This is a genomic window from Micromonospora sp. URMC 105, assembly GCF_051386295.1.
Lineage (GTDB): Bacteria > Actinomycetota > Actinomycetes > Mycobacteriales > Micromonosporaceae > Micromonospora.
The window spans coordinates 1-21,495 of sequence record NZ_JBPQTL010000009.1 but is presented as its reverse complement, the minus strand read 5'-3'; the positions used below and the strand labels follow the sequence as shown (position 1 = coordinate 21,495).

General features: G+C 75.2%; 19 protein-coding genes, 1 pseudogene and 1 riboswitch. Of the genes and pseudogenes, 9 read left to right on the top strand and 11 right to left on the bottom strand.

Annotated features, from left to right (window positions below; genetic code table 11):
• The first annotated feature begins 2 nt into the window (after window positions 1–2).
• Window positions 3–1,232: a globin domain-containing protein gene (locus ACSNN7_RS05265; RefSeq protein ID WP_436679496.1), complete on the top strand. Its 1,230-nt coding sequence runs from the start codon at window positions 3–5 to the stop codon at window positions 1,230–1,232.
• Window positions 1,229–1,894 carry a DivIVA domain-containing protein gene (locus ACSNN7_RS05260; RefSeq protein ID WP_436679495.1) on the top strand — a complete coding sequence of 222 codons (666 nt, stop codon included), beginning with the start codon at window positions 1,229–1,231 and terminating at the stop codon, window positions 1,892–1,894. The genes ACSNN7_RS05265 and ACSNN7_RS05260 overlap by 4 nt, the downstream gene beginning before the upstream one ends.
• A gap of 27 nt (window positions 1,895–1,921) precedes the next feature.
• On the opposite strand, the gene ACSNN7_RS05255 is transcribed toward ACSNN7_RS05260, so the two are convergent.
• Complete coding sequence (locus tag ACSNN7_RS05255) at window positions 1,922–2,875, bottom strand: helix-turn-helix transcriptional regulator (protein ID WP_436679494.1); 954 nt, start codon at window positions 2,873–2,875, stop codon at window positions 1,922–1,924.
• Between the two features lie 275 nt (window positions 2,876–3,150).
• Between ACSNN7_RS05255 and ACSNN7_RS05250 the strand changes: the two genes are divergently transcribed.
• Window positions 3,151–3,588, top strand: coding sequence for a VOC family protein (locus ACSNN7_RS05250; RefSeq protein WP_436679565.1), 438 nt, complete (start codon window positions 3,151–3,153; stop codon window positions 3,586–3,588).
• Window positions 3,589–3,632: 44 nt separating this feature from the next.
• On the opposite strand, the gene ACSNN7_RS05245 is transcribed toward ACSNN7_RS05250, so the two are convergent.
• Window positions 3,633–4,307 carry an NAD(P)H-binding protein gene (locus ACSNN7_RS05245; RefSeq protein WP_436679493.1) on the bottom strand — a complete coding sequence of 225 codons (675 nt, stop codon included), beginning with the start codon at window positions 4,305–4,307 and terminating at the stop codon, window positions 3,633–3,635.
• Window positions 4,308–4,398: 91 nt separating this feature from the next.
• On the opposite strand from ACSNN7_RS05245, the gene ACSNN7_RS05240 reads away from it, so the two are divergent.
• On the top strand, window positions 4,399–5,295 hold the full coding sequence (locus tag ACSNN7_RS05240) for an NAD-dependent protein deacetylase (RefSeq protein ID WP_436679492.1): 897 nt from the start codon (window positions 4,399–4,401) through the stop codon (window positions 5,293–5,295).
• 80 nt (window positions 5,296–5,375) lie between these two features.
• Window positions 5,376–5,473: riboswitch (glycine riboswitch) on the top strand.
• A 77-nt stretch (window positions 5,474–5,550) separates the two neighbouring features.
• Window positions 5,551–8,373, top strand: a complete 2,823-nt coding sequence (gene gcvP / locus ACSNN7_RS05235) for an aminomethyl-transferring glycine dehydrogenase (protein ID WP_436679491.1) — start codon at window positions 5,551–5,553, stop codon at window positions 8,371–8,373.
• A 122-nt stretch (window positions 8,374–8,495) separates the two neighbouring features.
• Here the strand turns inward: gcvP and ACSNN7_RS05230 are convergent, their stop codons facing one another.
• Complete coding sequence (locus tag ACSNN7_RS05230) at window positions 8,496–8,696, bottom strand: DUF5999 family protein (RefSeq protein WP_088962150.1); 201 nt, start codon at window positions 8,694–8,696, stop codon at window positions 8,496–8,498.
• A 123-nt stretch (window positions 8,697–8,819) separates the two neighbouring features.
• Here ACSNN7_RS05230 and ACSNN7_RS05225 point away from each other — a divergent pair, with 123 nt between their 5' ends.
• Window positions 8,820–10,028: a chorismate-binding protein gene (locus ACSNN7_RS05225; RefSeq protein WP_436679490.1), complete on the top strand. Its 1,209-nt coding sequence runs from the start codon at window positions 8,820–8,822 to the stop codon at window positions 10,026–10,028.
• A 243-nt stretch (window positions 10,029–10,271) separates the two neighbouring features.
• On the opposite strand, the gene ACSNN7_RS05220 is transcribed toward ACSNN7_RS05225, so the two are convergent.
• From ACSNN7_RS05220 to ACSNN7_RS05205, 4 genes are all read right to left on the bottom strand, one after another.
• On the bottom strand, window positions 10,272–11,117 hold the full coding sequence (locus tag ACSNN7_RS05220; RefSeq protein ID WP_436679489.1) for an SWIM zinc finger family protein: 846 nt from the start codon (window positions 11,115–11,117) through the stop codon (window positions 10,272–10,274).
• The gene (locus ACSNN7_RS05215) at window positions 11,114–13,831 is read right to left on the bottom strand and encodes a DEAD/DEAH box helicase (RefSeq protein WP_436679488.1); all 2,718 of its coding nucleotides are present in this window, start codon (window positions 13,829–13,831) and stop codon (window positions 11,114–11,116) included. Before ACSNN7_RS05215 ends, ACSNN7_RS05220 begins: the two co-directional genes overlap by 4 nt.
• A 79-nt stretch (window positions 13,832–13,910) precedes the next feature.
• Window positions 13,911–14,723, bottom strand: a complete 813-nt coding sequence (locus ACSNN7_RS05210; RefSeq protein WP_436679487.1) for an ABC transporter permease — start codon at window positions 14,721–14,723, stop codon at window positions 13,911–13,913.
• A complete protein-coding gene (locus ACSNN7_RS05205; protein ID WP_436679486.1) occupies window positions 14,720–15,679 on the bottom strand; it encodes an ATP-binding cassette domain-containing protein in 960 nt (319 codons plus the stop codon). Before ACSNN7_RS05205 ends, ACSNN7_RS05210 begins: the two co-directional genes overlap by 4 nt.
• A 74-nt stretch (window positions 15,680–15,753) precedes the next feature.
• On the opposite strand from ACSNN7_RS05205, the gene ACSNN7_RS05200 reads away from it, so the two are divergent.
• Both ACSNN7_RS05200 and def read left to right on the top strand, forming a co-directional pair.
• On the top strand, window positions 15,754–16,509 hold the full coding sequence (locus ACSNN7_RS05200; RefSeq protein ID WP_436679485.1) for a TetR/AcrR family transcriptional regulator: 756 nt from the start codon (window positions 15,754–15,756) through the stop codon (window positions 16,507–16,509).
• 46 nt (window positions 16,510–16,555) lie between these two features.
• On the top strand, window positions 16,556–17,065 hold the full coding sequence (def, locus tag ACSNN7_RS05195; RefSeq protein ID WP_334456154.1) for a peptide deformylase: 510 nt from the start codon (window positions 16,556–16,558) through the stop codon (window positions 17,063–17,065).
• A gap of 48 nt (window positions 17,066–17,113) precedes the next feature.
• Here the strand turns inward: def and ACSNN7_RS05190 are convergent, their stop codons facing one another.
• The 3 genes from ACSNN7_RS05190 to ACSNN7_RS05180 all read right to left on the bottom strand — a co-directional run bounded on the left by ACSNN7_RS05190 (window position 17,114) and on the right by ACSNN7_RS05180 (window position 20,379).
• The gene (locus ACSNN7_RS05190; protein ID WP_436679484.1) at window positions 17,114–18,688 is read right to left on the bottom strand and encodes a VWA domain-containing protein; all 1,575 of its coding nucleotides are present in this window, start codon (window positions 18,686–18,688) and stop codon (window positions 17,114–17,116) included.
• Window positions 18,689–18,829: 141 nt separating this feature from the next.
• On the bottom strand, window positions 18,830–19,603 hold the full coding sequence (locus tag ACSNN7_RS05185; protein WP_436679483.1) for a GNAT family N-acetyltransferase: 774 nt from the start codon (window positions 19,601–19,603) through the stop codon (window positions 18,830–18,832).
• Entirely contained in the window at window positions 19,600–20,379 is a 780-nt protein-coding gene (locus ACSNN7_RS05180; RefSeq protein ID WP_436679482.1) for a sulfite exporter TauE/SafE family protein, read from the bottom strand. Before ACSNN7_RS05180 ends, ACSNN7_RS05185 begins: the two co-directional genes overlap by 4 nt.
• Before the next feature lie 195 nt (window positions 20,380–20,574).
• Between ACSNN7_RS05180 and ACSNN7_RS05175 the strand changes: the two genes are divergently transcribed.
• On the top strand, window positions 20,575–21,354 hold the full coding sequence (locus ACSNN7_RS05175) for an endonuclease/exonuclease/phosphatase family protein (RefSeq protein ID WP_436679481.1): 780 nt from the start codon (window positions 20,575–20,577) through the stop codon (window positions 21,352–21,354).
• A gap of 32 nt (window positions 21,355–21,386) precedes the next feature.
• On the opposite strand, the pseudogene ACSNN7_RS05170 reads toward ACSNN7_RS05175, so the two are convergent.
• A pseudogene (locus ACSNN7_RS05170) lies at window positions 21,387–21,495 on the bottom strand (bifunctional 5,10-methylenetetrahydrofolate dehydrogenase/5,10-methenyltetrahydrofolate cyclohydrolase); the annotation flags it as partial.

Here is a 21,495-nt window from a genome sequence, read left to right as displayed (position 1 = left end):
GCATGGACAACGTGGCGCTGCGCCAGAGTTGGACGCAGTTCTCGGCCGCCGGCGTGGAGGCGGCGAAGTACTTCTACGCGACGCTGTTCGTGGTGGCGCCGGAGGCGCGGTCGATGTTCCCCACGAACATGCAGTACCAGGAGGACAAGCTCCTCAAGGCGTTGGGTCACATCATCACCAACCTGGACGATCCGGCGACGTTGACGGCGTTCGCGCAGCGGCTGGGGGCGGACCACCGGCGGTTCCACGGCCAGGACCAGCGGGGCAACCCGGTGGTGCTGGGGGAGCGGCACTACATCTGGGTGGGTCAGGCGCTGCTGGCCACGTTGGAGCGGTTCCTCGGGCCGTACTGGACGCCGGCGTTGAAGGCGGAGTGGGCGGCGGCGTACGAGGTGGTGGCGAAGCTGATGCTCGCCGGGGCGGCGGAGGCGGAGCGGACGTCACCGCCGTACTGGGAGGCGGAGGTGCTGGGCGCGGAGCGGCGCCGCTCGGACATCGCGGTGTTCACGGTCCGCCCGAACTACCTGTGCAACTACCGGCCGGGGCAGTCCCTGCCGGTGCAGGTGCCGCAGCTGCGGACGTGGCGGTACCTGTCGCCGGCGAACGCGCCGCGCGCGGACGGGACGATCGAGTTCCACGTGCGCGCCGCGGGGCGTTTCTCCACCCATCTGGTGCGCAAGCTGCGCACGGGGGACCGGCTGCTGCTGGGCCACCCGACGGGTACGGCGTTGTCGTCGTACGACCGGTCGCCGCAGCTGCCGCTGCTGCTGATCGCGGGGGGCACCGGGCTGGCGCCGCTGCGGGCGGTGGTGGAGGCGTTGCAGCAGGGCTCCGGCCGGCGCACGACGCTGGTGGTGGGCGGGCGTACCCCCGACGACCTGTACGACGACAAGGCGGTGGCGCAGCTGGCGTCGATGCCGCCGGCGGCGGCGTGGCAGAACGGCGGCACGAACTGGTTGCGGTACGTCCCGACGGTGGAGATCGGGTGGGGTTGGCAGGGGGCGATCGGCAAGGCCGCCGACACGGCGGTGCGGTTGGGGCCGTGGACTGACACCGAGGTGCTGGTCTGCGGAAGCCCGGAGATGACCCGGGACACGATCACGATTCTGGCCCGGTCGGGTGTGCAGCCCGAGCAGATCCTGACCGAGAGTTACGATCATTCCCTCTATCCGCCCCTCGCCGAGGCCGGTCCCGCGGCCCCGCGCGACTTCAGCTGGACAGGTGCCCGATGAGCATCGACCACTCCGACCGTCTCGCCCTGCCCGGGGTGCCCGACCAGGGGGAGCTGGCCCGCCAGCTGTCCATGCTGGAGGCGCGGCGGTTCAGGGGCAGTCACTGGTTGTCCGCCGACGAGGTGTCGGTGGTGATCCGCACGGCGGACGACCGGATCGCGTTGCTGGTCAACGAGTTGGAGCGGCAGCGGCGGGAGAACCACGGGCTGCTCAGCCAGGTGGAGATGCTGCGGCACGGGACGCTGCCGAGCAACGCCCCGCAGGGTCCGGACCCGATGGCGGTGGAGCTGGCCATGCGGGCGCAGGACGAGGCGAACCGGACGATCGGTGAGGCCAGCGCCGAGGGCGCGGAGATCATCGCTGACGCGCGCCGGCAGGCCGACGAGATCCTCGCCGAGGCGCACCGGCGCGCCGGTGACCTGAGCTCGGCGGGGCCGGGTGTGCCGGCGCTGCCGTCGGCGGGCGGGCCGTCGCCGGAGGTGCAGCGCCGGTTGCAGGAGCTGGAGGAGCGGCACGCCGCCGCCCTGGCGGCGGTGGCGGCGGCGCAGCAGCAGCTGGACCGGTGGCAGGCGTACCTGTCGGCGCAGGCGGAGCAGTTGCGGGCGGACGCGGCGTCGGCCGGCGGGGCGAGCGCCCAGCTGCGCGCCGTCCTCGGCGGCTAGCCGGCGCGCAGGGACTGACCGGGTCGGTCAACCGGCCATCGCGGCGAGGCGGCGGGCGAGCAGGGCAGCGGCCTGCCGCAGCTCCGGTGGCTCCAGCACCTCCGCCGCGAAGCCCAGCCGGGCCACCTGCGCGGCGAGCCAGTCGAGGTCGTCCCCGCCGACGACGAGCACGCTGCACCCGTCACGGTCGTCCTCGACGCGCCCCACCTGGGGCGGCACCAGCTCCCGCACCCGGTCGGGCCGGGCGTGCACCCGTACCCGGGCGAGATACCGGTACGGCGCCTCGGTGACCGAGCGCTGCACGTAGGCGACCGGATCCGGATGCTCCCTCGCCCGGAAGCGCCAGGTCGTCGCGACCACCTCGTGCATCCGATCCAGCCGGAAGGTGCGCCAGTCGTCGCGGTCGACGTCGCGGGCCATCAGGTACCAGCGGCGGCCGGTGGTGACCATCCGCACCGGCTCGACCGTGCGCTCGCGTTCCCCGCCGTCGCGGCCGGCGTACCGGAACCGCACCCGGACGGCGTCGCGGCAGGCCCGCGCGAGCGTCACCAGCAGCTCCGCGTCGATCTCCACGCCGGGGCCGACCAGGGTGTCGGTGGCGCCGTGCACCGCCCGCACCTCGGCGCGCAGCCGGGCCGGCATCACCTGGTCGAGCTTCGCGAGCGCCCGCAGTGCCGCCTCGCCCGCACCGGCGATCGTGCCGCCCGACGCCATCCGCAGGCAGACCGCGGTCGCGATCGCCTCCTCGTCGTCCAGGAGCAGCGGCGGCAGCCGGGTGCCCGCGCCGAGCTGGTAGCCGCCGCCGACGCCGGCCGTCGCGTGCACGGGGTAGCCGAGCGCGCGTAGTCGCTCCACGTCGCGGCGCACCGACCGGTCGGTGACCTTCAGCTCGGCGGCGAGTTCGGCGGCGGTCCAGGACGGCCGCCGCTGCAGCATCGCCAGCAACCGCAGCACCCGCTCGGTCGTCGCCTCGACGGTCACCCGGCCATCGTCGCACGAATCACGGAACGATCCTGTCCGCTATCCGCGGGAGGCTGCCACCATGACGGACCAGAACTGGAATCTCCTGCTCCGGGACCAGCTCGCCTGGCACTGGACTGATGATCGACTTCGCGGTGCCGGAGCCCGACCCGCCGCCGTTCACGACGATCGCCTGGCGACTCGGGCACGTCGTCGTCGGCGTACTCGCGGTACGCAACGCCGCGCACGCCTCTACTTGCACACTCACCGGAAGACCCGACAGGAGGCGAGCTGAGATGGCCCGCGACGTACAGATCACGTTCGACTGCGCCGACCCGGCCGGGTTGGCGGCGTTCTGGGCCGAGGCCCTCGGCTACCGGTTGCAGGACCCGCCCGGGGGCTTCGAGTCGTGGGAGCAGGCACTGGAGGCGATGGGCGTGCCGCCCGAGCGGCGCAACGACGCCTCGGCGGTGCTCGACCCCGAGGGCTCCGGGCCGCGGCTGTTCTTCCAGCGGGTGCCGGAGGGCAAGCAGGCCAAGAACCGCGTGCACCTCGATGTGCGCGCCGCGCCCGGCCTTGAGGGCGACGCGCGGATGGCGGCCCTGGAGGCGGAGGCCGAGCGGCTCACCGGCCACGGCGCCACCCGGCTCAGGCGCTACGAGCCGGCGCCTCCGCTCGGCGCCGGTCACATCGTGATGGCCGACCCCGAGGGCAACGAGTTCTGCCTCGACTGACCAGCCGCGCGGCGGGGCCGGGGCCGCGAGACCCCCGGTGACGGTCACGCAGGGGAGTGCGGGGGTGTCGCGGCGGCGGCGACGGCCTCGCCGATCGGGGTTTCCCCGCCGACGAGTTCCAGGATCCGGCCGGCGCTGCCCGGGTGGTAGAGCAGCGCGACGAGGACCCGGGCCACGTCGGTGCGGGTGACCGCGCCGCGCGGGACGCGCCGGTCGAGGTGGATGCGGCCGGTGGGCGCGTCGTCGGTGAGCCGGCCGGGTCGCAGCACCGTCCAGTCCAGGTCGCGGCGGGTCAGGTCGTCCTCGGCGGCCTTCTTGGCGCGCAGGTACGCCGCCCACACCTCGTCCCTGCCGGGCGCCGGCGGGTCCTCCACGCCCATGGAGGAGACGAGCAGGTAGCGGCGTACCCCGGCGGCCTGGGCGGCGTCGGCGAGCAGCACAGCGGCGGCGCGGTCGACGGTGTCCTTGCGGGCGGCGCCGCTGCCGGGGCCGGCGCCGGCGGCGAAGACCACCGCGTCGGCGCCGGTGAGGTGCCCGGCGATCTCGTCGACGCCGGCGTGTTCCAGGTCCGCCAGGACGGGGTGGGCGCCGATGGCGCGCAGCGCGGCGGTGTGCTCGGGGTTGCGGATGAGCCCGACGGCGGTGTCGCCGCGGCCGGCGAGTTCCCGTTCCAGCAGCTGGGCGATTCTGCCGTGGCCTCCGGCGATGACGACGCGCATACCCGTCAACCTAGCCCGGACGGGCCGTCCGGCGACGAGGGTCACCGGTTACGCCTCGCCGCCGGGGGTGGCGCTGAGGCAGCATGGACGGGTGACGGAGACGATCGACGCGCTGGCCGGCCTGGTCGCCGGTGGTGGTGTCGTGGTGCTGAGCGGGGCGGGGCTGTCCACCGAGTCGGGCATCCCGGACTACCGGGGGCCCAGCGGCGCGGCCCGCCGGCACAGCCCGATGACCTATCAGACGTTCACCCGGGACCCGCTGGCGCGGCGGCGGTACTGGGCGCGCAGCCACCTGGGGTGGCGGATGATCGCCCGGGCGGCGCCGAACGACGGGCACCGGGCGGTGGCCCGGTTGCAGGACGCCGGGCTGGTCGACGGGGTGATCACCCAGAACGTGGACGGGTTGCACACGGCCGCCGGCAGTCCGCAGGTGGTGGAGCTGCACGGCCGCCTCGACGAGGTGGTCTGCCTCGACTGCGGCAACCGCACGTCGCGCGAGGAGCTGGACCGCCGGTTGCGGGAGGCGAACCCGGGCTTCGACGCGGCGGCCGGGACGGTCAACCCCGACGGTGACGTCGAGCTGGCCGACGAGCAGGTGGCCGGTTTCCGCACGGTCGACTGCACGTTCTGCGGCACGGGCATGCTGAAACCGGACGTGGTGTTCTTCGGCGAGACGGTGCCGGCGCCGCGGGTGGCGCACTGTTTCGCGATGGTGGGCGCGGCGCGGCTGCTGCTGGTGCTCGGCTCGTCGTTGACGGTGATGTCGGGGCGGCGGTTCGTGCTGCGGGCGGCGAAGCTGGGCATCCCGGTGGTGATCGCCAACCAGGGCCCGACCCGGGGCGACGGGTACGCGGCGCTGACCGTGGACGCACCGCTGGGGCGGCTGCTGCCGGCGCTGGCCGACCGGGTCACCGGCGCGCCGCCGTCGCGGCGGGTGCCGGCGGCCGGGCCGGCCGGCGGTGCGATGCCCGCGCCGGTCGCTCCCTGACCCAGGGCGCGGCCCGATGCTGCCCGGGGGGTACGACATCTGCCGGAAACACGGGCGCTGGTAGCGTTGACCATGCCGGTACCACCCACGCGGGAGAGACCGCCCAACAGCACCCGGGCGGCGCCGAAGGGGCATATCCTCCCCGGAACCTCTCAGGCAAAAGGACCGCGGGGGCAGGCACTGTGGAGCGCCTTCGCGGGTGCGACTCAGGGGGAGGCCGACCTGTCGACCTCGCCCCCTGCAGGAGCGCCGCGCATGACCGTAGAGAAGTTCGCCGACCGGCACATCGGCCCGGACCCGGACGACGAGCGCCGGATGTTGGAGGCCGTCGGCTACGGCTCGATCGACGAGCTGATGGACGCGGCGATCCCCGAGGTGATCCGCTGGCACGGCACCCTGGACCTGCCGGAGCCGGCCAGCGAGCGGGAGGCGATCGCCGAGCTGCGCGCCCTGGCCGCCCGCAACACCGTGGCCGTGTCGATGATCGGCCTGGGCTACCACGGCACGCACACCCCCGCGGTGATCCGCCGCAACGTGCTGGAGGACCCGGCCTGGTACACGGCGTACACGCCGTACCAGCCGGAGATCAGCCAGGGCCGGCTCGAGGCGCTGCTGAACTTCCAGACCATGGTCACCGACCTGACCGGGCTGGCCACCGCGAACGCGTCGATGCTCGACGAGGGCACCGCCGCGGCCGAGGCGATGACCCTCGCGCGCCGCGCGTCGAAGAGCAAGAGCCCGGTGTACGTCGTCGACGCCGACACCCTGCCGCAGACCATCGCGGTGATCGCCAGCCGGGCCGAGCCGCTGGGCATCGAGGTGCGGGTGCTCGACGTGGAGCGCGACGAGCTGCCGGGCGAGTTCTTCGGCCTGCACCTGCAGTACCCCGGGGCGTCCGGGGCGGTGCGGGAGCACGCCGGCCTCGTCGAGGCGGCGCACGCGGTGGGCGCGCTGGTGACCGTCGCGGCGGACCTGCTGGCGCTGACGCTGCTGCGTGCGCCGGGTGAGATCGGCGCCGACATCGCCGCCGGCACCACCCAGCGCTTCGGGGTGCCGATGGGCTTCGGCGGGCCGCACGCCGGTTACCTGGCCGTCCGGTCGGGGCTGGAGCGGATGCTGCCCGGCCGGCTGGTCGGGGTGTCCCGCGACGCCGACGGCAACCCGGCGTACCGGCTGGCGCTGCAGACCCGCGAGCAGCACATCCGGCGGGAGAAGGCGACCAGCAACATCTGCACCGCGCAGGTGCTGCTGGCGGTGATGGCCGGCATGTACGCCGTCTACCACGGCCCGGACGGGCTGCGGGCGATCGCCCGGCGTACCCATGACATGGCGGCGCGGCTCGCGGCCGGGCTGCGCGCCGGCGGCGTCGAGGTCGCGGACGTCGCGTTCTTCGACACCGTCACCGCGACCGTGCCGGGCCGGGCGGCCGAGGTGGTCGCGGCGGCCGCCGAGCGGCGGGTCAACCTGCGGCTGGTCGACGCCGACCGGGTGGGCATCTCCTGCGACGAGACGACCACCGCCGAGCACGTGGCGGCGGTCTGGGCGGCGTTCGGGGTCGACGGGGTGCACGGCGACGTGGACGCGGCGCTTCCGCAGGCGCTGAGGCGCACGTCGGACTTCCTCACCCACCCGGTGTTCCGCAGCCACCACTCCGAGACGGCGATGCTGCGGTACCTGCGGCGGCTGTCGGACTTCGACTACGCCCTGGACCGGGGCATGATCCCGCTGGGGTCGTGCACGATGAAGCTGAACGCCACCACCGAGATGGAGGCGATCACCTGGCCGGAGTTCGCCCACATCCACCCGTTCGCGCCGGATACGCAGACCGCCGGCTACCGGGAGATGATCTCCCAGCTGGAGTCGTGGCTGGCGGAGGTGACCGGCTACGACGCGGTCAGCGTGCAGCCCAACGCGGGCTCCCAGGGGGAACTGGCGGGGCTGCTGGCGATCCGCTCCTACCACGCCTCGCGGGGTGAGGGGCACCGGGACGTGTGCCTGATCCCGTCGTCGGCGCACGGCACCAACGCGGCGAGCGCGGTGATGGCCGGCATGCGGGTGGTCGTGGTGGCCTGCGACGCCGACGGCAACGTGGACCTGGTCGACCTGGACGCGAAGATCGACAAGCACCGGGACGCCCTGGCGGCGATCATGGTGACGTACCCGTCGACGCACGGGGTGTACGAGACGGGCATCGCGTCGCTGTGCGCGAAGGTGCACGACGCCGGCGGCCAGGTGTACGTCGACGGGGCGAACCTCAACGCCCTGGTTGGGTTCGCCAAGCCCGGCCGGTTCGGCGCGGACGTGTCGCACCTGAACCTGCACAAGACGTTCTGCATCCCGCACGGCGGCGGCGGTCCGGGTGTGGGTCCGGTGGCGGTGCGGGCGCACCTGGCGCCGTTCCTGCCGGGCGACCCGCTGGGTGCGCACGTCGACAGCCGGCCGGCGATCTCGGCGGCGAAGTACGGCTCGGCGGGGATCCTGCCGATCCCGTGGGCGTACCTGCGGATGATGGGCGCGGCGGGGCTGACCCGGGCGACCGGGGTGGCGGTGCTGGCGGCGAACTACGTGGCGGCGCGGCTGCGCGGGCACTTCCCGGTGCTGTACGCCGGCAACAAGGGCCTGGTGGCGCACGAGTGCATCCTGGACCTGCGGCCGCTGACGAAGACGACCGGGGTGAGCGTGGACGACGTGGCCAAGCGGCTGATCGACTACGGCTTCCACGCGCCGACGATGTCGTTCCCGGTGGCCGGGACGCTGATGGTGGAGCCGACCGAGAGCGAGGACCTGGCCGAGCTGGACCGGTTCTGCGACGCGATGATCGCCATCCGGGCGGAGATCGACAAGGTGGGGGCCGGGGAGTGGCCGGCGGGGGACAACCCCCTCGCGAACGCCCCGCACACCGCGGCGATGGCCGCCGGGGACTCGTGGGAGCACCCGTACCCGCGCTCGGTGGGGGCGTACCCGGCCGGGGTGGACCGGGCGGGCAAGTACTGGCCGCCGGTGCGGCGGATCGACGGCGCGTACGGCGACCGTAACCTGGTCTGCTCGTGCCCGTCGCCGGAGGCGTTCGAGGAGTGACCCGTACGCTGCGCCGGGGCGGACGTCGTGCCGCCCCGGCCGGTGGGTCCTGGGGAGGGCGGTCCCTGGCCGGGGACTAGCCTGGTGCCGGTGAACAGCTCCGGTGACGGAGCGTGATCAACTCAGGCGACGAGAGCGTGGCGGGCGGGCCCGCGGTGCGGGGCGATGGTGCTGCCGTCGGGGAGTAGTTCGCCGGTGTCCTCGAAGACGATGACACCGTTGCAGAGCAGGCTCCAGCCCTGCTCACGGAAGCAGGCGATGACGCGGGCGGCCTCGCGATCGGTCGCCTCGGCGGAGGGGCAGGTGGGTTGGTGCTGGCACATCGGGTTCTCCGGACTGTGGGGGCACTGTGTCATGGTTCACATGACCAGTGACGCACAGTACCAAGGTCATGCGCGCGGAATCGAGCAGGCATCCGTCATGTTCCCCGGAAATCCACTGAACGGATGAGGAAGAATGGGCCAACCGGCGTGGAAACGCTCCCATATGCGCTGATCGACGTACCGGGCGTGCCGGCGTCGTGCCGCAGCGTGCTCGTCGAGCGCGACCGCTACGAATGGCGCCCCGCCGACGGCGGCGACCCGGCCGCCCTGGCCGAGGAGTTCCTCGCCGCGCACGGGCTCGACCTGAGCGACCTGGCCCGGCCCGCCACCCACCAGCCGACCGGCGCCTGCGGCGCCGCCCTGTACGTATCCGCCGCCGCCGGCGCCCGCCTGATCGGCGCCCCGCCGGGCGCGCCCACCCCGGCGCCGGCCCTGCCGGAACTGGCCGTGGTCGTTTACGGTCACGACTCGTCCCCGACCGCCGCGCCCGCCCCGGCCCCCGGCGGCCGCGACGGCCTCGGCTGGTGGCTGGGGGACTGGCGGGAGAGCTGGACACCCCGGCAGCACGCCGACGCCGTCACGGCCGTCCGCGCCGCCATCGCCCGCGGCGACGTGTACCAGGTCAACGTCGTCGGGCACGCCGCCGCGCGTTACCTCGGCGACCCGCGCCCGGCCCTGTCCCGCCTCGGCGCGCTGCCGGGCGCCCGCTACGGGGGCACCCTGCACGGCGACGGTTGGGCGATCGGCTGCGCCTCCCCGGAGACACTGGTCGAGGTGACCGACGGCCGGGTGATCACCCGGCCGATCAAGGGCACCCGCCCGGCCACCGCCACCGGACGCCGCGACCTGCTCGCCTCGGCCAAGGAACGCGCCGAACACGTGATGATCGTCGACCTGGAACGCAACGACCTGGCCCGGGTTGCGCGCACCGGGTCGGTGCGGGTGGACGAGCTGTTCGCGGTACGCCGCTGGTGCGACCTGTGGCAGGCCGAGTCGACGGTCTCCGCGGCGGTCGCCGACGGGCTGGGCCTGGCCGACCTGCTGCGCGCCACCTGCCCCGGCGGGTCGGTCACCGGCGCGCCGAAACTCGCCGCCCTGGCCCACGTCGCCGCCCTGGAACCCGTCGGGCGCGGCGCCGGCATGGGCGCGCTCGGCTGGGTCGGCCCCGGCCGGGTGGACCTGGGCCTGACCATCCGCACCGTGGCCGCCGACGCCGACCGGCTGCACGTCTGGGCCGGTGGGGGCATCACCTGGGACAGCGACCCGGACGCCGAGGTCGCCGAGGCGGCCGCCAAGGCCGCCCCGGTGCGCGCCCTGCTCGCCGCCGGCTGAACCGGCCGGGGTGCGCGCCGGTGCCTGCATCAGCACTCGGCGACGCCATGCCCGCCTGCGGGCAGGCATGGCGTCGACAGCCGAGGGGCCCTGTCCGCACCCTGTCGATCTGATGACGTAGACGATTCACACCTGCCGTCCGGGTCCGGTGATTCATCGGCGTCATCAGATCCACAGCGCCGCACACAGCCCCGCGGACCCGGCAGGAGCTGATTGGCGAGGACGTGCGCAGACCGGGCCGGGTCAGGGGTCCTGCGACGCCGGTGGGGCGAGCGCGGGCCGAGGCTGCTCGAGCAGCGCCGCGGCCCGGGCGGCGGCGAGCGCCACCCGCTGCCGCAGCGCGTCCACGTCCACGCCGGGATCCGGCGGCAGCACCGGCAGGGTGACCGGCACCGGGCCGCCCGGCGTACCCGGCAGCGGGCCCGCCGCCGTGGCGTAGGCCTCGGCGGCGGGCGTGCCGTCCGCGTCGCGGGCGTCCGGCTCCGGTCGCGACCTGCCGGGAGCCTGCCGCTCGGGAGGCTGCCCGTCGAGGACGCCCGGCCGGTCCGGCGGGCGCAAGCCGGCGAGCAGGTCCGCCGGCTCGCGGCCCCGGATCAGCAGCAGCAGGAGCGGTTCGGCCTCCAGCAGCCAGGACACCTGGTGGCACAGCGCCGCCGCGTGCCGGCACGGGTGGTCCCAGTCCGGGCAGTCGCACTCCGGCAGCAGCTGCCCGCCGGTGGGCGGCAGGGGCACCCCGGCGGTCTCGGCCGCATCGGCCGGGAGTTGCCCGGCCAGCAGGGCGGCCAGGTGCCCCGAGCGGGCGGCGACCGCCTCGGCGAGCCGGTCCCAGTCGGCGTCCGGCAGCGTCTCGACGCGGACCACGGTGCGGTGCGCCTGCTCCGGGTCGCCGTCGTGCACGCTCGCCGCGACCCGGCCGGGACTGATCGTGATCGGTCCGACGTGTCCCCGTACCGCCAGCCGCCGACCCCGGCGCAGCGGTGCCGGGTCCAACGCCGAATCGGCGAGCGCCGCCGCCCACCCGGTGGCCGGACCCGAGCGCAGACGCCGCGCCGGGCCGGCCGGGAACGCGGGAAACCCCCGGGCGGTCACGCCGGCCCCCGCAGCGCGACCAACTCGGCCAGCTCGGCGTCGCCGAGCGCGGCCAGCCCGCCGGGCCCGGCGTCGAGCACCGCCTGCGCCAGCTCCCGCTTGCCGGCCAGCAGCGCCGCGATCCGATCCTCGACGGTGCCCTCGGCGATGAGCCGGTGCACCTGCACCGGCCGGGTCTGCCCGATCCGGTACGCCCGGTCGGTGGCCTGGTCCTCCACGGCCGGGTTCCACCAGCGGTCGAAGTGCACCACGTGGTCGGCGCGGGTCAGGTTCAGCCCGGTCCCGGCCGCCCGCAGCGACAGCAGGAACACCGGCGCCTGCCCCTCGTCGAACTCGCGTACCAGTTGTTCGCGGCGCGCCACCGGCAGCCCGCCGTGCAGCAGCAGCGCCGCCACGCCCCGCTCGTGCAGGTGCCGGCGCAGCAGGCGGGCCATCGCCACGTACTGGGTGAAGACCAGCATCGCCCCGCCGGCGGGCAGGATGCCGTCGAGCAGCTCGTCGAGCAGGTCCAGCTTGCCGGAGCGGCCGGCCAGCACCGGCGCGGTCTCCCGCAGGTACTGCGCCGGATGGTTGCAGATCTGCTTGAGCGCGGTGAGCAGCTTCACCACCAGGCCACGGCGGGCGAACCCGTCGGAGGTGGCGATCACGTCGAGCAGTTCCGCCACGGTCGCCTGGTAGAGGGCGGCCTGTTCGGCGGTCAACGCGACCGGCTGGTCGGTCTCGGTCTTGGCCGGCAGCTCCGGGGCGACACCCGGGTCGCTCTTGCGCCGGCGCAACACGAACGGCCGGATCAGACGGGCCAGCTCCGCCGACCGATCGGTGTCGCCGGGCCGGGTCCAGCGGGCCCGGAACTGCGCCAGGGTGCCCAGCAGGCCCGGGGTGGTCCAGTCGAGCACCGCCCACAGGTCGGTGAGGCTGTTCTCCACCGGGGTGCCGGTCAACGCGACCCGGGCGGCGGCGGGAACCGCGCGCAGCGCCCGGGCCGTCCCGGAGGCCGGATTCTTGACGTGCTGCGCCTCGTCGGCGACCAGCAGCGGCCAGCGCCGCCCGGCCAGCTCGTCGACGTCCAGCCGCAGCGTGCCGTACGTGGTGAGCACGATCCCGGCGTCCACGCCGTCGAGGGTGCGGCCCGGGCCGTGGTGGCGGCGCACCGGGGTGCCGGGGGCGAAACGCCTGATCTCGCGCTCCCAGTTGCCGAGCAGCGAGGCCGGGCACACCACCAGGGTGGGGCCGGCGGTGCCCGGGTCGCTCTGCCGGTGCAGGTGCAGGGCGATCACCGTGACCGTCTTGCCCAGCCCCATGTCGTCGGCGAGGCAGCCGCCCAGGCCCAGCGCGGTCAGCCCGGCCAGCCAGCGCAGCCCCTGGCGCTGGTAGTCGCGCAGCGTCGCGGCCAGGGCGGCGGGGACGGGTACGTCGGCGGGTTCGGCGGTGAGCCGGTGGCGTACCTGCGCCAGCCGGCCCTCTGCGATGGCCGGTACGTCGACGCCGTCGACGGTGACCGTCCCGGTGAGCGCCGCCCGCAGCGCCGCGACCGGCGGCAGCGGCGCCGGCGCCGGGCGCCGGGCGCGGTGGGCCGACTCCGGGTCCACCAGCACCCAGTGTTCCCGCAGCCGTACCACCGGGCGGCGGGCCTCGGCCAGCGCCCGCAGCTCGGCCTCGGCGAGCGGTTCGCCGTGCAGGGCCAGCCGCCAGTCCAGCGCCAGCTCACCGAGATCGCCGAGCCCCGTGGCCGGACCGTCGGCGCGGGGGCCGCGCAGCCGCACCGCGGCGGTCAGGTCGCGGCTGACCCCGGCCGGCCAGTGCACGGGCACCCCGGCGTCGGCGAGCCGCCGGGCGGCACCGGCGAGCAGGTCGGTCAGGTCGTCGTCGGTCAGCGGCAGCGTGTCGGGGACCGGCCGGTCGAGCAGGGCGGCCAGCGGGGGCCAGTGCCGGGCCGCGTCGCGCAGGGCCAGCAGCGCGGCGTCGCGGGCGGCGGCCGGGAACCCGGGCACCGGGCCCGCCCACAGCGCGGCGGCGTCGGTGAGCAGCCCCGGGTCGGTGCGCAGGTGCAGCTGCACGGCCGCCCGCCACGGACCGTCCGGCTCGCCCACCGGTTCCAGCCGCAGGGACAGCCGGACGGCGGCGTGGGCGTCGGCGTTGACCCGGGTGGCCCAGCGCCGCAGCGCCGGCACCGCCGTCACGGTGGTCGCCGCCCACGCCCCGGCCGCGGTGTCGTCGCGGGGCAGGGTGTCGGCGACCGCGTCGAGGAAGTCGCGCAGCAGCCGGTCCGCGTCGGGCAGCCGCGCCGGGGTGCGCCCGGGTACGGGGCGGGCCCGGGCGGCGGCCGGCATCGCGGCGGCCAGGGCGCGCAGCCGGGCGGTGTCGGCGTCGCCGAGCGGGCCGACGCGCCAGGTGTCGTGCCCGGCCGGGGTCACGTCGGGCAGCAGCAGGCCCCGGGCGGCCAGGTGCAGCGCCTGGCGGGTGGCGGCCGCCCAGAACGCCGCCGCCGGGTCCGTGGACCGGCCGGCCAGCAGCAGCGGCAGTCCCGCCGCCAGCGCCGTGCGGCGTACCGGCACCGGCGCGGGTGCGCCGTCCGGGGGTGTGGCGAGGGTCTGCACCGCGGCTTCCCCGGGGCCGTCGGGCGGGCCGTCGCCGTTGGGTGACCAGAGCAGCAGCGCGCCGGCGCGGGGCGGGTCGGCGGGCACGAACGTCACCGCGTACCGGTCGATGGTCACAGGCGCCCTCCCGGCGGCGGTGCGGTGGTGCGGTCGGCGTCGGGCAGGATCGGGACCGTCTGTTGCGTCACGGCGGCGCTCACCTGCTCAGGTTTCGGTAGCGGCGCACGGCCAGGGGTCCGCAGACGGCGGTCAGCAGCAGCGGCCAGGCCACCGCCAGGGCGACGGCGTGCTGCGCGGCGAAGGACTCGCCGCCCCAGCCGGGGTTGCCGAACAGCTCCCGGCAGGCCGCCGCGGTGGCCGACAGCGGGTTCCACTGGGCCAGGGCGGCCAGCCAGCCGGGCATGGTGTCCGGGGCGACGAAGACGTTGGAGGCGAAGCCCAGCGGCCAGACCAGGATCTGCAGCGCGGCCACCGACTCCGGGGCGCGCAGCAGCAGCGCCAGGTGGATGCCCAGGACGATCATGGCGGCGCGCAGCAGCAGCAGGAGCCCGACGGCGGCGGCGGCCCGGCCGGCGCCGAGGTGCCACTGCCAGCCGACCAGGGCGCCGCAGCCGAGCATCACGGCCAGCGCGACGACGGCGTGCAGCAGGTCGGCGGCGGCCCGGCCGGTGACCACGGCGGAGCGGGCCATCGGCAGCGAACGGAACCGGTCGGTGACGCCGCGGGCGGCGTCGGTGGCCACCGCGGTGTAGGTGGCCTCCACCCCGAACAGCATGGTCATGGCGAACATGCCGGGCAGCAGGAATTCCTTGTAGTCGCCGCCGCCGGGCACCGCCATCGCCCCGCCGAGCAGGTAGCCGAACATCAGCACCAGCAGCACGGGGAAGAGCAGGGCGACGAGCATCGGGCCGGGTTGCCGCGCCCAGTGGGCCAGGGCCCGGCCGGTGAGGGTGCCCGCGTCGGTGAGCGCCCAGCGGGCGCGGCGCAGTGGCAGGGTCGGCGCGCTCACGCGGGCACCTCGTTCCGGTCGGCGGTGAGGTGCAGGAACACCTCGTCGAGGGTGGGCCGGCGGACCGCCACGTCGGCGGCCGGCAGGCCCGCGTCGTCCAGGGCGCGCAGCACGGCGGCCAGGGTGGCGACCCGGTCGGTGGTGGTGACGCTGACCCGCAGCTCGTCGGGGGCGGTGCGCGCTGCGGTGGCGGTGGCCGCGCCGATGGCCTCGGCGGCGCGGGCCAGGTCGCCGGGGTGGTGCAGCACCACGTCGACGCGGTCGCCGCCGAGGGCGGACTTGAGCTGGTCCGGGCTGCCCGAGGCGATGACCCGGCCGTGGTCGACGACCCTGATCGTGTCGGCCAACTGGTCGGCCTCCTCCAGGTACTGGGTGGTGAGCAGGACGGTGGTGCCGGCGGCGACGAGCGCGCGGACGGCGTCGCGGACCTCGCCCCGGGCGCGCGGGTCGAGGCCGGTGGTGGGTTCGTCGAGGAACAGCACCGGCGGGTCGAGGATCAGCGCGGCGGCCAGGTCGAGCCGGCGGCGCATCCCCCCGGAGTACGCGCCGACCGGCTTGTCGCCGACGTCGGCGAGGCCGAAGCGGGCCAGCAGTTCGTCGGCGCGGGCGCGGGCCCGGGCGGGGGAGAGGTGGTGCAGCCGGCCGAAGAGCACCAGGTTCTGCCGGCCGCCGAGCACCTCGTCGACGGCGGTCTGCTGCCCGACCAGGCCGATCCGGGCGCGTACCCGGTCGCCCTGGTGGCGCACGTCGTGTCCGGCCACCCGGGCGGTGCCCGCGTCGGGGCGCAGCAGGGTGCTCAGGATCCGCACCAGGGTGGTCTTGCCGGCGCCGTTGGGGCCGAGCACCGCGCAGACCGTGCCGCCGGCCACGGTCAGGTCGACCCCGGCGAGCGCCTCGGTGCCGCCGTAGCGCTTGCGGAGTCCTTCGGCCTCGATGACCGGTCCGTCGCCTCGCATGGGCACGCCCCTCTCCCGTTTGCCGTGCGCCGTACCGTACACCATACGGTACGGAACACGGTAGGGTGGCGGTCATGAACGTCGAGTACAGCGGCACCGGCGACCCCGCGCGCAGCCTCGCCCTGCTCTGGCGTACCAGCGAGAAGGCCAGCCGCCGCGGCGGCGACCTGAGCGTCGACCGGATCGTGCGCGCCGCCGTCGAGGTCGCCGACACCGAAGGGCTGGCCGCGCTCTCCATGCGCCGGGTCGCCGAACGCCTCGGCGTGGGCACCATGTCGCTCTACACCCACGTGCCCGGCAAGGGCGAACTGCTCGACGTCATGCTCGACACCGTCTACGGCGAGACCGCCCGCCCCGCCGAGGTCCCCGGCGGCTGGCGCGGCCGCCTGGAGCAGATCGCCCGGCAGAACTGGGCGCTCTACCTGCGCCACCCCTGGCTGCTGCAGGTCGCCACCACCCGCCCGCCGCTGGGCCCCAACGTCACCGCCAAGTACGAGTACGAACTGCGCGCCGTCGAGGGCATCGGCCTGACCGACCTGGAGATGGACGCCGTCATCACCCTCGTCGACGGCTACGTCCACGGCGCGGTACGCGGAGCGGTGGAGGCCGCCCAGGCGGCCCAGCGCACCGGCATGACTGACGAACAGTGGTGGCGGGCACACGCGCCGTACCTGGAGAAGGTGATGGACCCGCAGCGGTTCCCCACCGCCGCCCGGGTGGGCACCGCGGCGGGGCAGGAGTACCAGGCGGCCGCCGACCCGGCCCGGGCCTTCGAGTTCGGCCTGGCGCGCATCCTCGACGGGATCGCCGTGCTGATCGGCGAGCGCTGAGCGGGGTGCGCCACAGGCGACCCGGCCGCACGGATAGCCTTCCCGCATGACCGTACGCCCCATCAGGATCATCGGTGATCCCGTCCTGCGCACCCCCTGCGAACCGGTGACCAGCTTCGACGCCGAGCTGCAGCAACTGGTCGACGACCTGATGGACACCCTGCTGGGCGCCCCCGGCCGGGCCGGGGTGGCCGCCCCGCAGATCGGGGTCGGCGCGCAGGTGTTCGTCTACGACGCCGACGGCCACCGCGGCCACATGATCAACCCGAGCATCGAGCTCTCCGACGAGTCGCAGGACGACGACGAGGGCTGCCTGTCCATCCCCGGCCTGTACTTCCCGACCCGGCGGGCGATGCACGCCACCGTGCACGGCGTCGACCGGCACGGCGAGCCGCTGACCATCTCCGGCAGCGGCTTCCTGGCCCGGGCCCTGCAGCACGAGACCGACCACCTGCGCGGACGCCTCTACGTCGACACCCTCTCCGGCGACGTACGCCGCCGGGCGCTGCGGGAGATCCGCGCCGGCCGGTTCGACTCGCCGAGCCGGCACCGCTGACGACGCGGGGGCGGCCGACGGCCGCCCCCGCACCCGATCAACCGCCGGTCACTTCGGCGGCGGCGCCACCAGGCAGACCGCCGTGGAGCTGTTGCCGAACCCGTCCACGCCGGTGATCACCGCGTCACCGCGCAACGTCACCTTGTAGTCGATGTCGCCGGTGCCCTCCTTGACCTTGGACTGCGCACCCGGCGCCTGCACCAGCTTGATCTTCGTGCCGGCCGGGAACGGACCGAACGTCACCGCCGGGTCCGCGCTGTCGCCGATGTGGACGTCCACCGCCGTGTCGACCACGTCGGTCGCGGTGAGCTGATAGAACCCGTCCGGGTTGTACGAGCCGGGGACGGTGCCCCCGCTCGGGTTGTTCGTCGGCACGCACGCCGTGGCCGGCGCGGTGGTGTCGACCACCCGCATCGTCGCGGTGTCACTGCCGGTGTTGCCGGCCGCGTCGGTGGCGGTGCAGGTCACCGTCGTCGCGCCCAGCGGGAAGGTGCCCCCCGACGGCGGCACGCAGGTCGGCGTGAGCGGGCCGTTGACGTTGTCGGTGGCCGACGCCGGGTAGGTGACGACCGCGCCGGCGGGGCTGGTCGCCTCGACGGTCCGGTCGTCCACGACCACGACCGGCGCGGTGACGTCGTTGACCGTGACGTTGATCTGCTCGACGAACGCCGGCCCAGCGGAGAGCCCGTTGAGCAGGAAGTCCACCGTGCAGTGCAGGGTGGCGCCCTGCGGGGCGTCCCCCGCGACCGTGACGGTCTCCGCGAACGGCACGTTCGTGCCGCTCTGCTGGGTACGCGACGCCGCGTCGAAGGTGACCGTCAGCCCCGGGTCGCAGGAGGTCACCGTCGGGGTGACCGTGACGTCGAGGTCCCGCAGCCCGCTGAGGATCGCGTCGGTGACGTTCTCCGGTGCGCTGCCCACCAGCTGCCCACCGGTCGCGGCGACCACCGCGCCGGCCTGCCCGCTCACGTCCAGGCCACCGCCGCCGCCGCTGACGCTGACCGCGAGCACCTTCGCCTCATCGGCCTGCAGAGCCGAGGTGGCTTGCGCCAGGGTGTGCCCGGCGCTCGGGTCGTGGCTGGGGGCGTCGCCGACCAGCACCACGATCCGGCTGCTGCCCGGGCGGTAGGCGATCTGACCGTCGGAAACCTGAAACAACGCGTTCACCCACGCCTCGGGGGTGTCCCCGCCGCCACCGGCCGCCAGGCCGTTCACCGCGTTCTGCAGCGCGGCCGCGTCGCCGGTGAGGTTCTGCCGCACCCGGAACAGCTCCGCGCCGTCACCCACGTCCCGGTAGGAGGCCACCGCGAACTGCGCCGACGGCTGCACCGACCGCACGTTCGCGATGACCTGCTGCAGGTTCGCCTGCACGTCGCCGATGACGGCCCCCATGCTGCCGGTCGTGTCGACCAGCAGCACCACGTCGGGCTTCGGCGGGATCGGCGGCGTCGCCACCACCTTGCCGACGTCGAAGCTCGTACCCGGGTCCGCGTCCCGGTCCACCACCGCCGGGTCGACGCCCGGCGCCGCGAGCGCCTGCGCCCCGGTCACCCCCACCAGGGCCGCCACGGCGGCGGTGAGGACCGCCAACCGACTTCGACCCCGCCCTGCTGTCACTGCCATGCGTACTCCTTCGGCTCCACCGCGTCACGACGCGGCCTCTGCCAGGAGACGCTAGGGGCGCGACCGGCCCGGACCTGCCCGACACAGGCGCAGGTCAGGGTCGGGTAGTTGACCCGGCGTGGCGACTGGACACACTGCCCGTCACCGCGCGGTCAGCGTGTACTCGCCGAACTCGGCGGCCCGGGTGAAACCCAACCGCTCGTAGAGCCGCACCGCGGCCACGTTGTCCGCCCGGACGTTGAGCACCACATGGTCCACCTCGGCGCGCAACCGCCCGCACAGCGCCGCCACCACCGCCGCGCCCAGGCCCCGCCCCCGGACCCGGGGATGGGTGGTCACATTGCCCAACGCGGCCACCCGGTAGGCGGGGGACCAGACGTGCACCCCGGCCACCGCCACCAGGTCACCGTCCGCCCGGACCCCGACGTACCGGCCGGTGGCCAGCATCCGCGGGTCGAACCAGTTACCCGGATACGCCACCGCGTACAGCGCCCGCAGCGCCGGCAGGTCCGCCTCGCCCAGCACCTCCCCGGCCGGCACGACCCCGCCGAGACGAGCCGGATCGGTCAACGCCATCCGAAGATGCACCCCGGCCGGGTCGAACGCGAACCAGCGGCCCAACACCTCCGCCAGCCCGGGGGAGAGGTGCGCGTACAACCGGGCCGGCAGCACCGGCGCCAGATCCGCCAGCAGCGCCCCCAGCTCCGGCACACCGTCCGGCCCGGCGAAGGCGAGCAGCACCGGCGGCGTCACCCCGTGGTACAGCAGCGCCACCTGCTCACCCCGGCGAAACCACGACGTGTACGGCCAGAAGAAGTCGTCCAGGTCCCCGAGCTGGTACGCGTGCACCACCGGATCCCGGCCCAGCAGCGCGGCCAGCACCGCCCGGTCGTGCTCCGCGCGCACCGCCGTCACGCCCGACCCGCCGACCACTGGTCGTAGCCGAGCTTCGCCACCAACGCCAGCACCACCACCAGCAGCACCACCCGCACGAACCCCGCACCCCGGCGCAACGCCATCCGCGCACCCAGCGCCGCCCCGGCCACGTTGCACACCGCCATCGCCGCCCCCAGCAGCCACCACACGTGACCGGTCGCCGCGAACACCACCAGCGCACCCAGGTTCGTACCCGCGTTGACCACCTTCGCCATCGCCGAACCGTGCACGAAGTCCGCGCCCACCAGCGCGGTGAACGCCACCACCAGGAACGTGCCCGTACCCGGGCCGATCAACCCGTCGTACAGCGCGATGCCCACCCCGGCCACCGCCACCGCCGCGAGCACCCGCAGCCGGGTCCGCCGCGCCGGCACCGCCACCACGCCCAGCCGGGGCCGGAACACCACGAACAGCGCCACCGACACCAGCACCGCCAGCACCACCGGCCGGTACGCCCCCGCCGGCACCGCCCCGGCCAGCGCCGCGCCGACACCCGCACAGCACACCGCCAACCCCGCCGACGGCCCCGCCACCGCCCAATCGATCTTCGTGCGGCGGGCGTACGTCACCGCCGCCGTCGACGTACCGAAGATCGCGGCCAGCTTGTTCGTGCCCAACGCCGTCGCCACCGGCACCCCCGGCGCCGCCACCAGCAGCGCCGGCAGCAGCAACAGACCGCCCCCACCCACCACCGCGTCGACCCAGCCGGCCAAGGCGGCCGCGGCGAGCAGGGTGGTCAGCGACAGGGGATCCATGGCGGGCCATTCTGCCCACCCGCACCGACTGGCCGCGCCGCCCTGTGGCTGACCTCACCGCCCGGCACCACGCTCACCGGCCGCGCCGACGACGTAGCCACAACCCCACCGACTCCACCGCCACGAACACCAGCACCGAACAGAGCAACGCCTTGACCATCGGGCAACTGTGCCACGGCGACGTAGGGTGCAGGAGTGCGCCTGGCCACCTTCAACCTGCTGCACGGCCGCTCCCTCACCGACGGCCTGGTCGACCCCGACCGACTCACCGCCGCCGTGAAAGCCCTCGACGCCGACGTCCTCGCCCTGCAGGAGGTCGACCGGGACCAGTCCCGCAGCGGCAACCTCGACCTCACCGCCGTCGCCGCCCGCGCCCTCGACGCCCCCGAACACCGCTTCGCCGCCGCCGTCGTCGGCACCCCCGGCGAACAGTTCCGCCCCCTGCGCCACGACGACGACGGCCACGGCGAACCCTGCTACGGCATCGGCCTGGTCAGCCGCCACCCCGTCCGCTCCTGGCAGGTCACCCGGCTACGCCCCGCGCCCGTCCGATCCCCGATCTACGTCCCCGGCCCCGGCGGCGGGCTCGTCCTGCTCCGCGACGAACCCCGCGTCGTGCTCGCCGCGATCCTGGACACCCCGCACGGGCCACTCACCGTCGCCGCCACCCACCTGTCGTTCGTCCCCGGCTGGAACGCCCTGCAACTGCGCCGCGTCGTCCGCGCCCTGCGCACCCTGCCCGCCCCGCGCATCCTGCTCGGCGACCTCAACCTGCCCGCCGGCGCGGCCCGCCTGCTCAGCGGCTGGCGACCCCTCGGCCGCCGCCCCACCTACCCGGCCGCCGCACCCCGCGTACAACTCGACCACATCCTCGCCGACCGGCACGGCCAGGACCGGCTGCCCCCGGTCACCGCCGTCGACACCCCCCGCTCCACCATCTCCGACCACCGGCCCCTCGTCGTCGACCTCGGCTGAGCCGGCGGCGACCCCGGCCGCCGCCGCCCCGCTCAGGGCTGCCCGACGGCCCGCTGCGCCGCCCGCACCGCGTTGCGGAACAACATCGCCACCGTCGTCGGACCCACCCCGCCGACCCGCGGCGTGATCGCCCCCGCCACC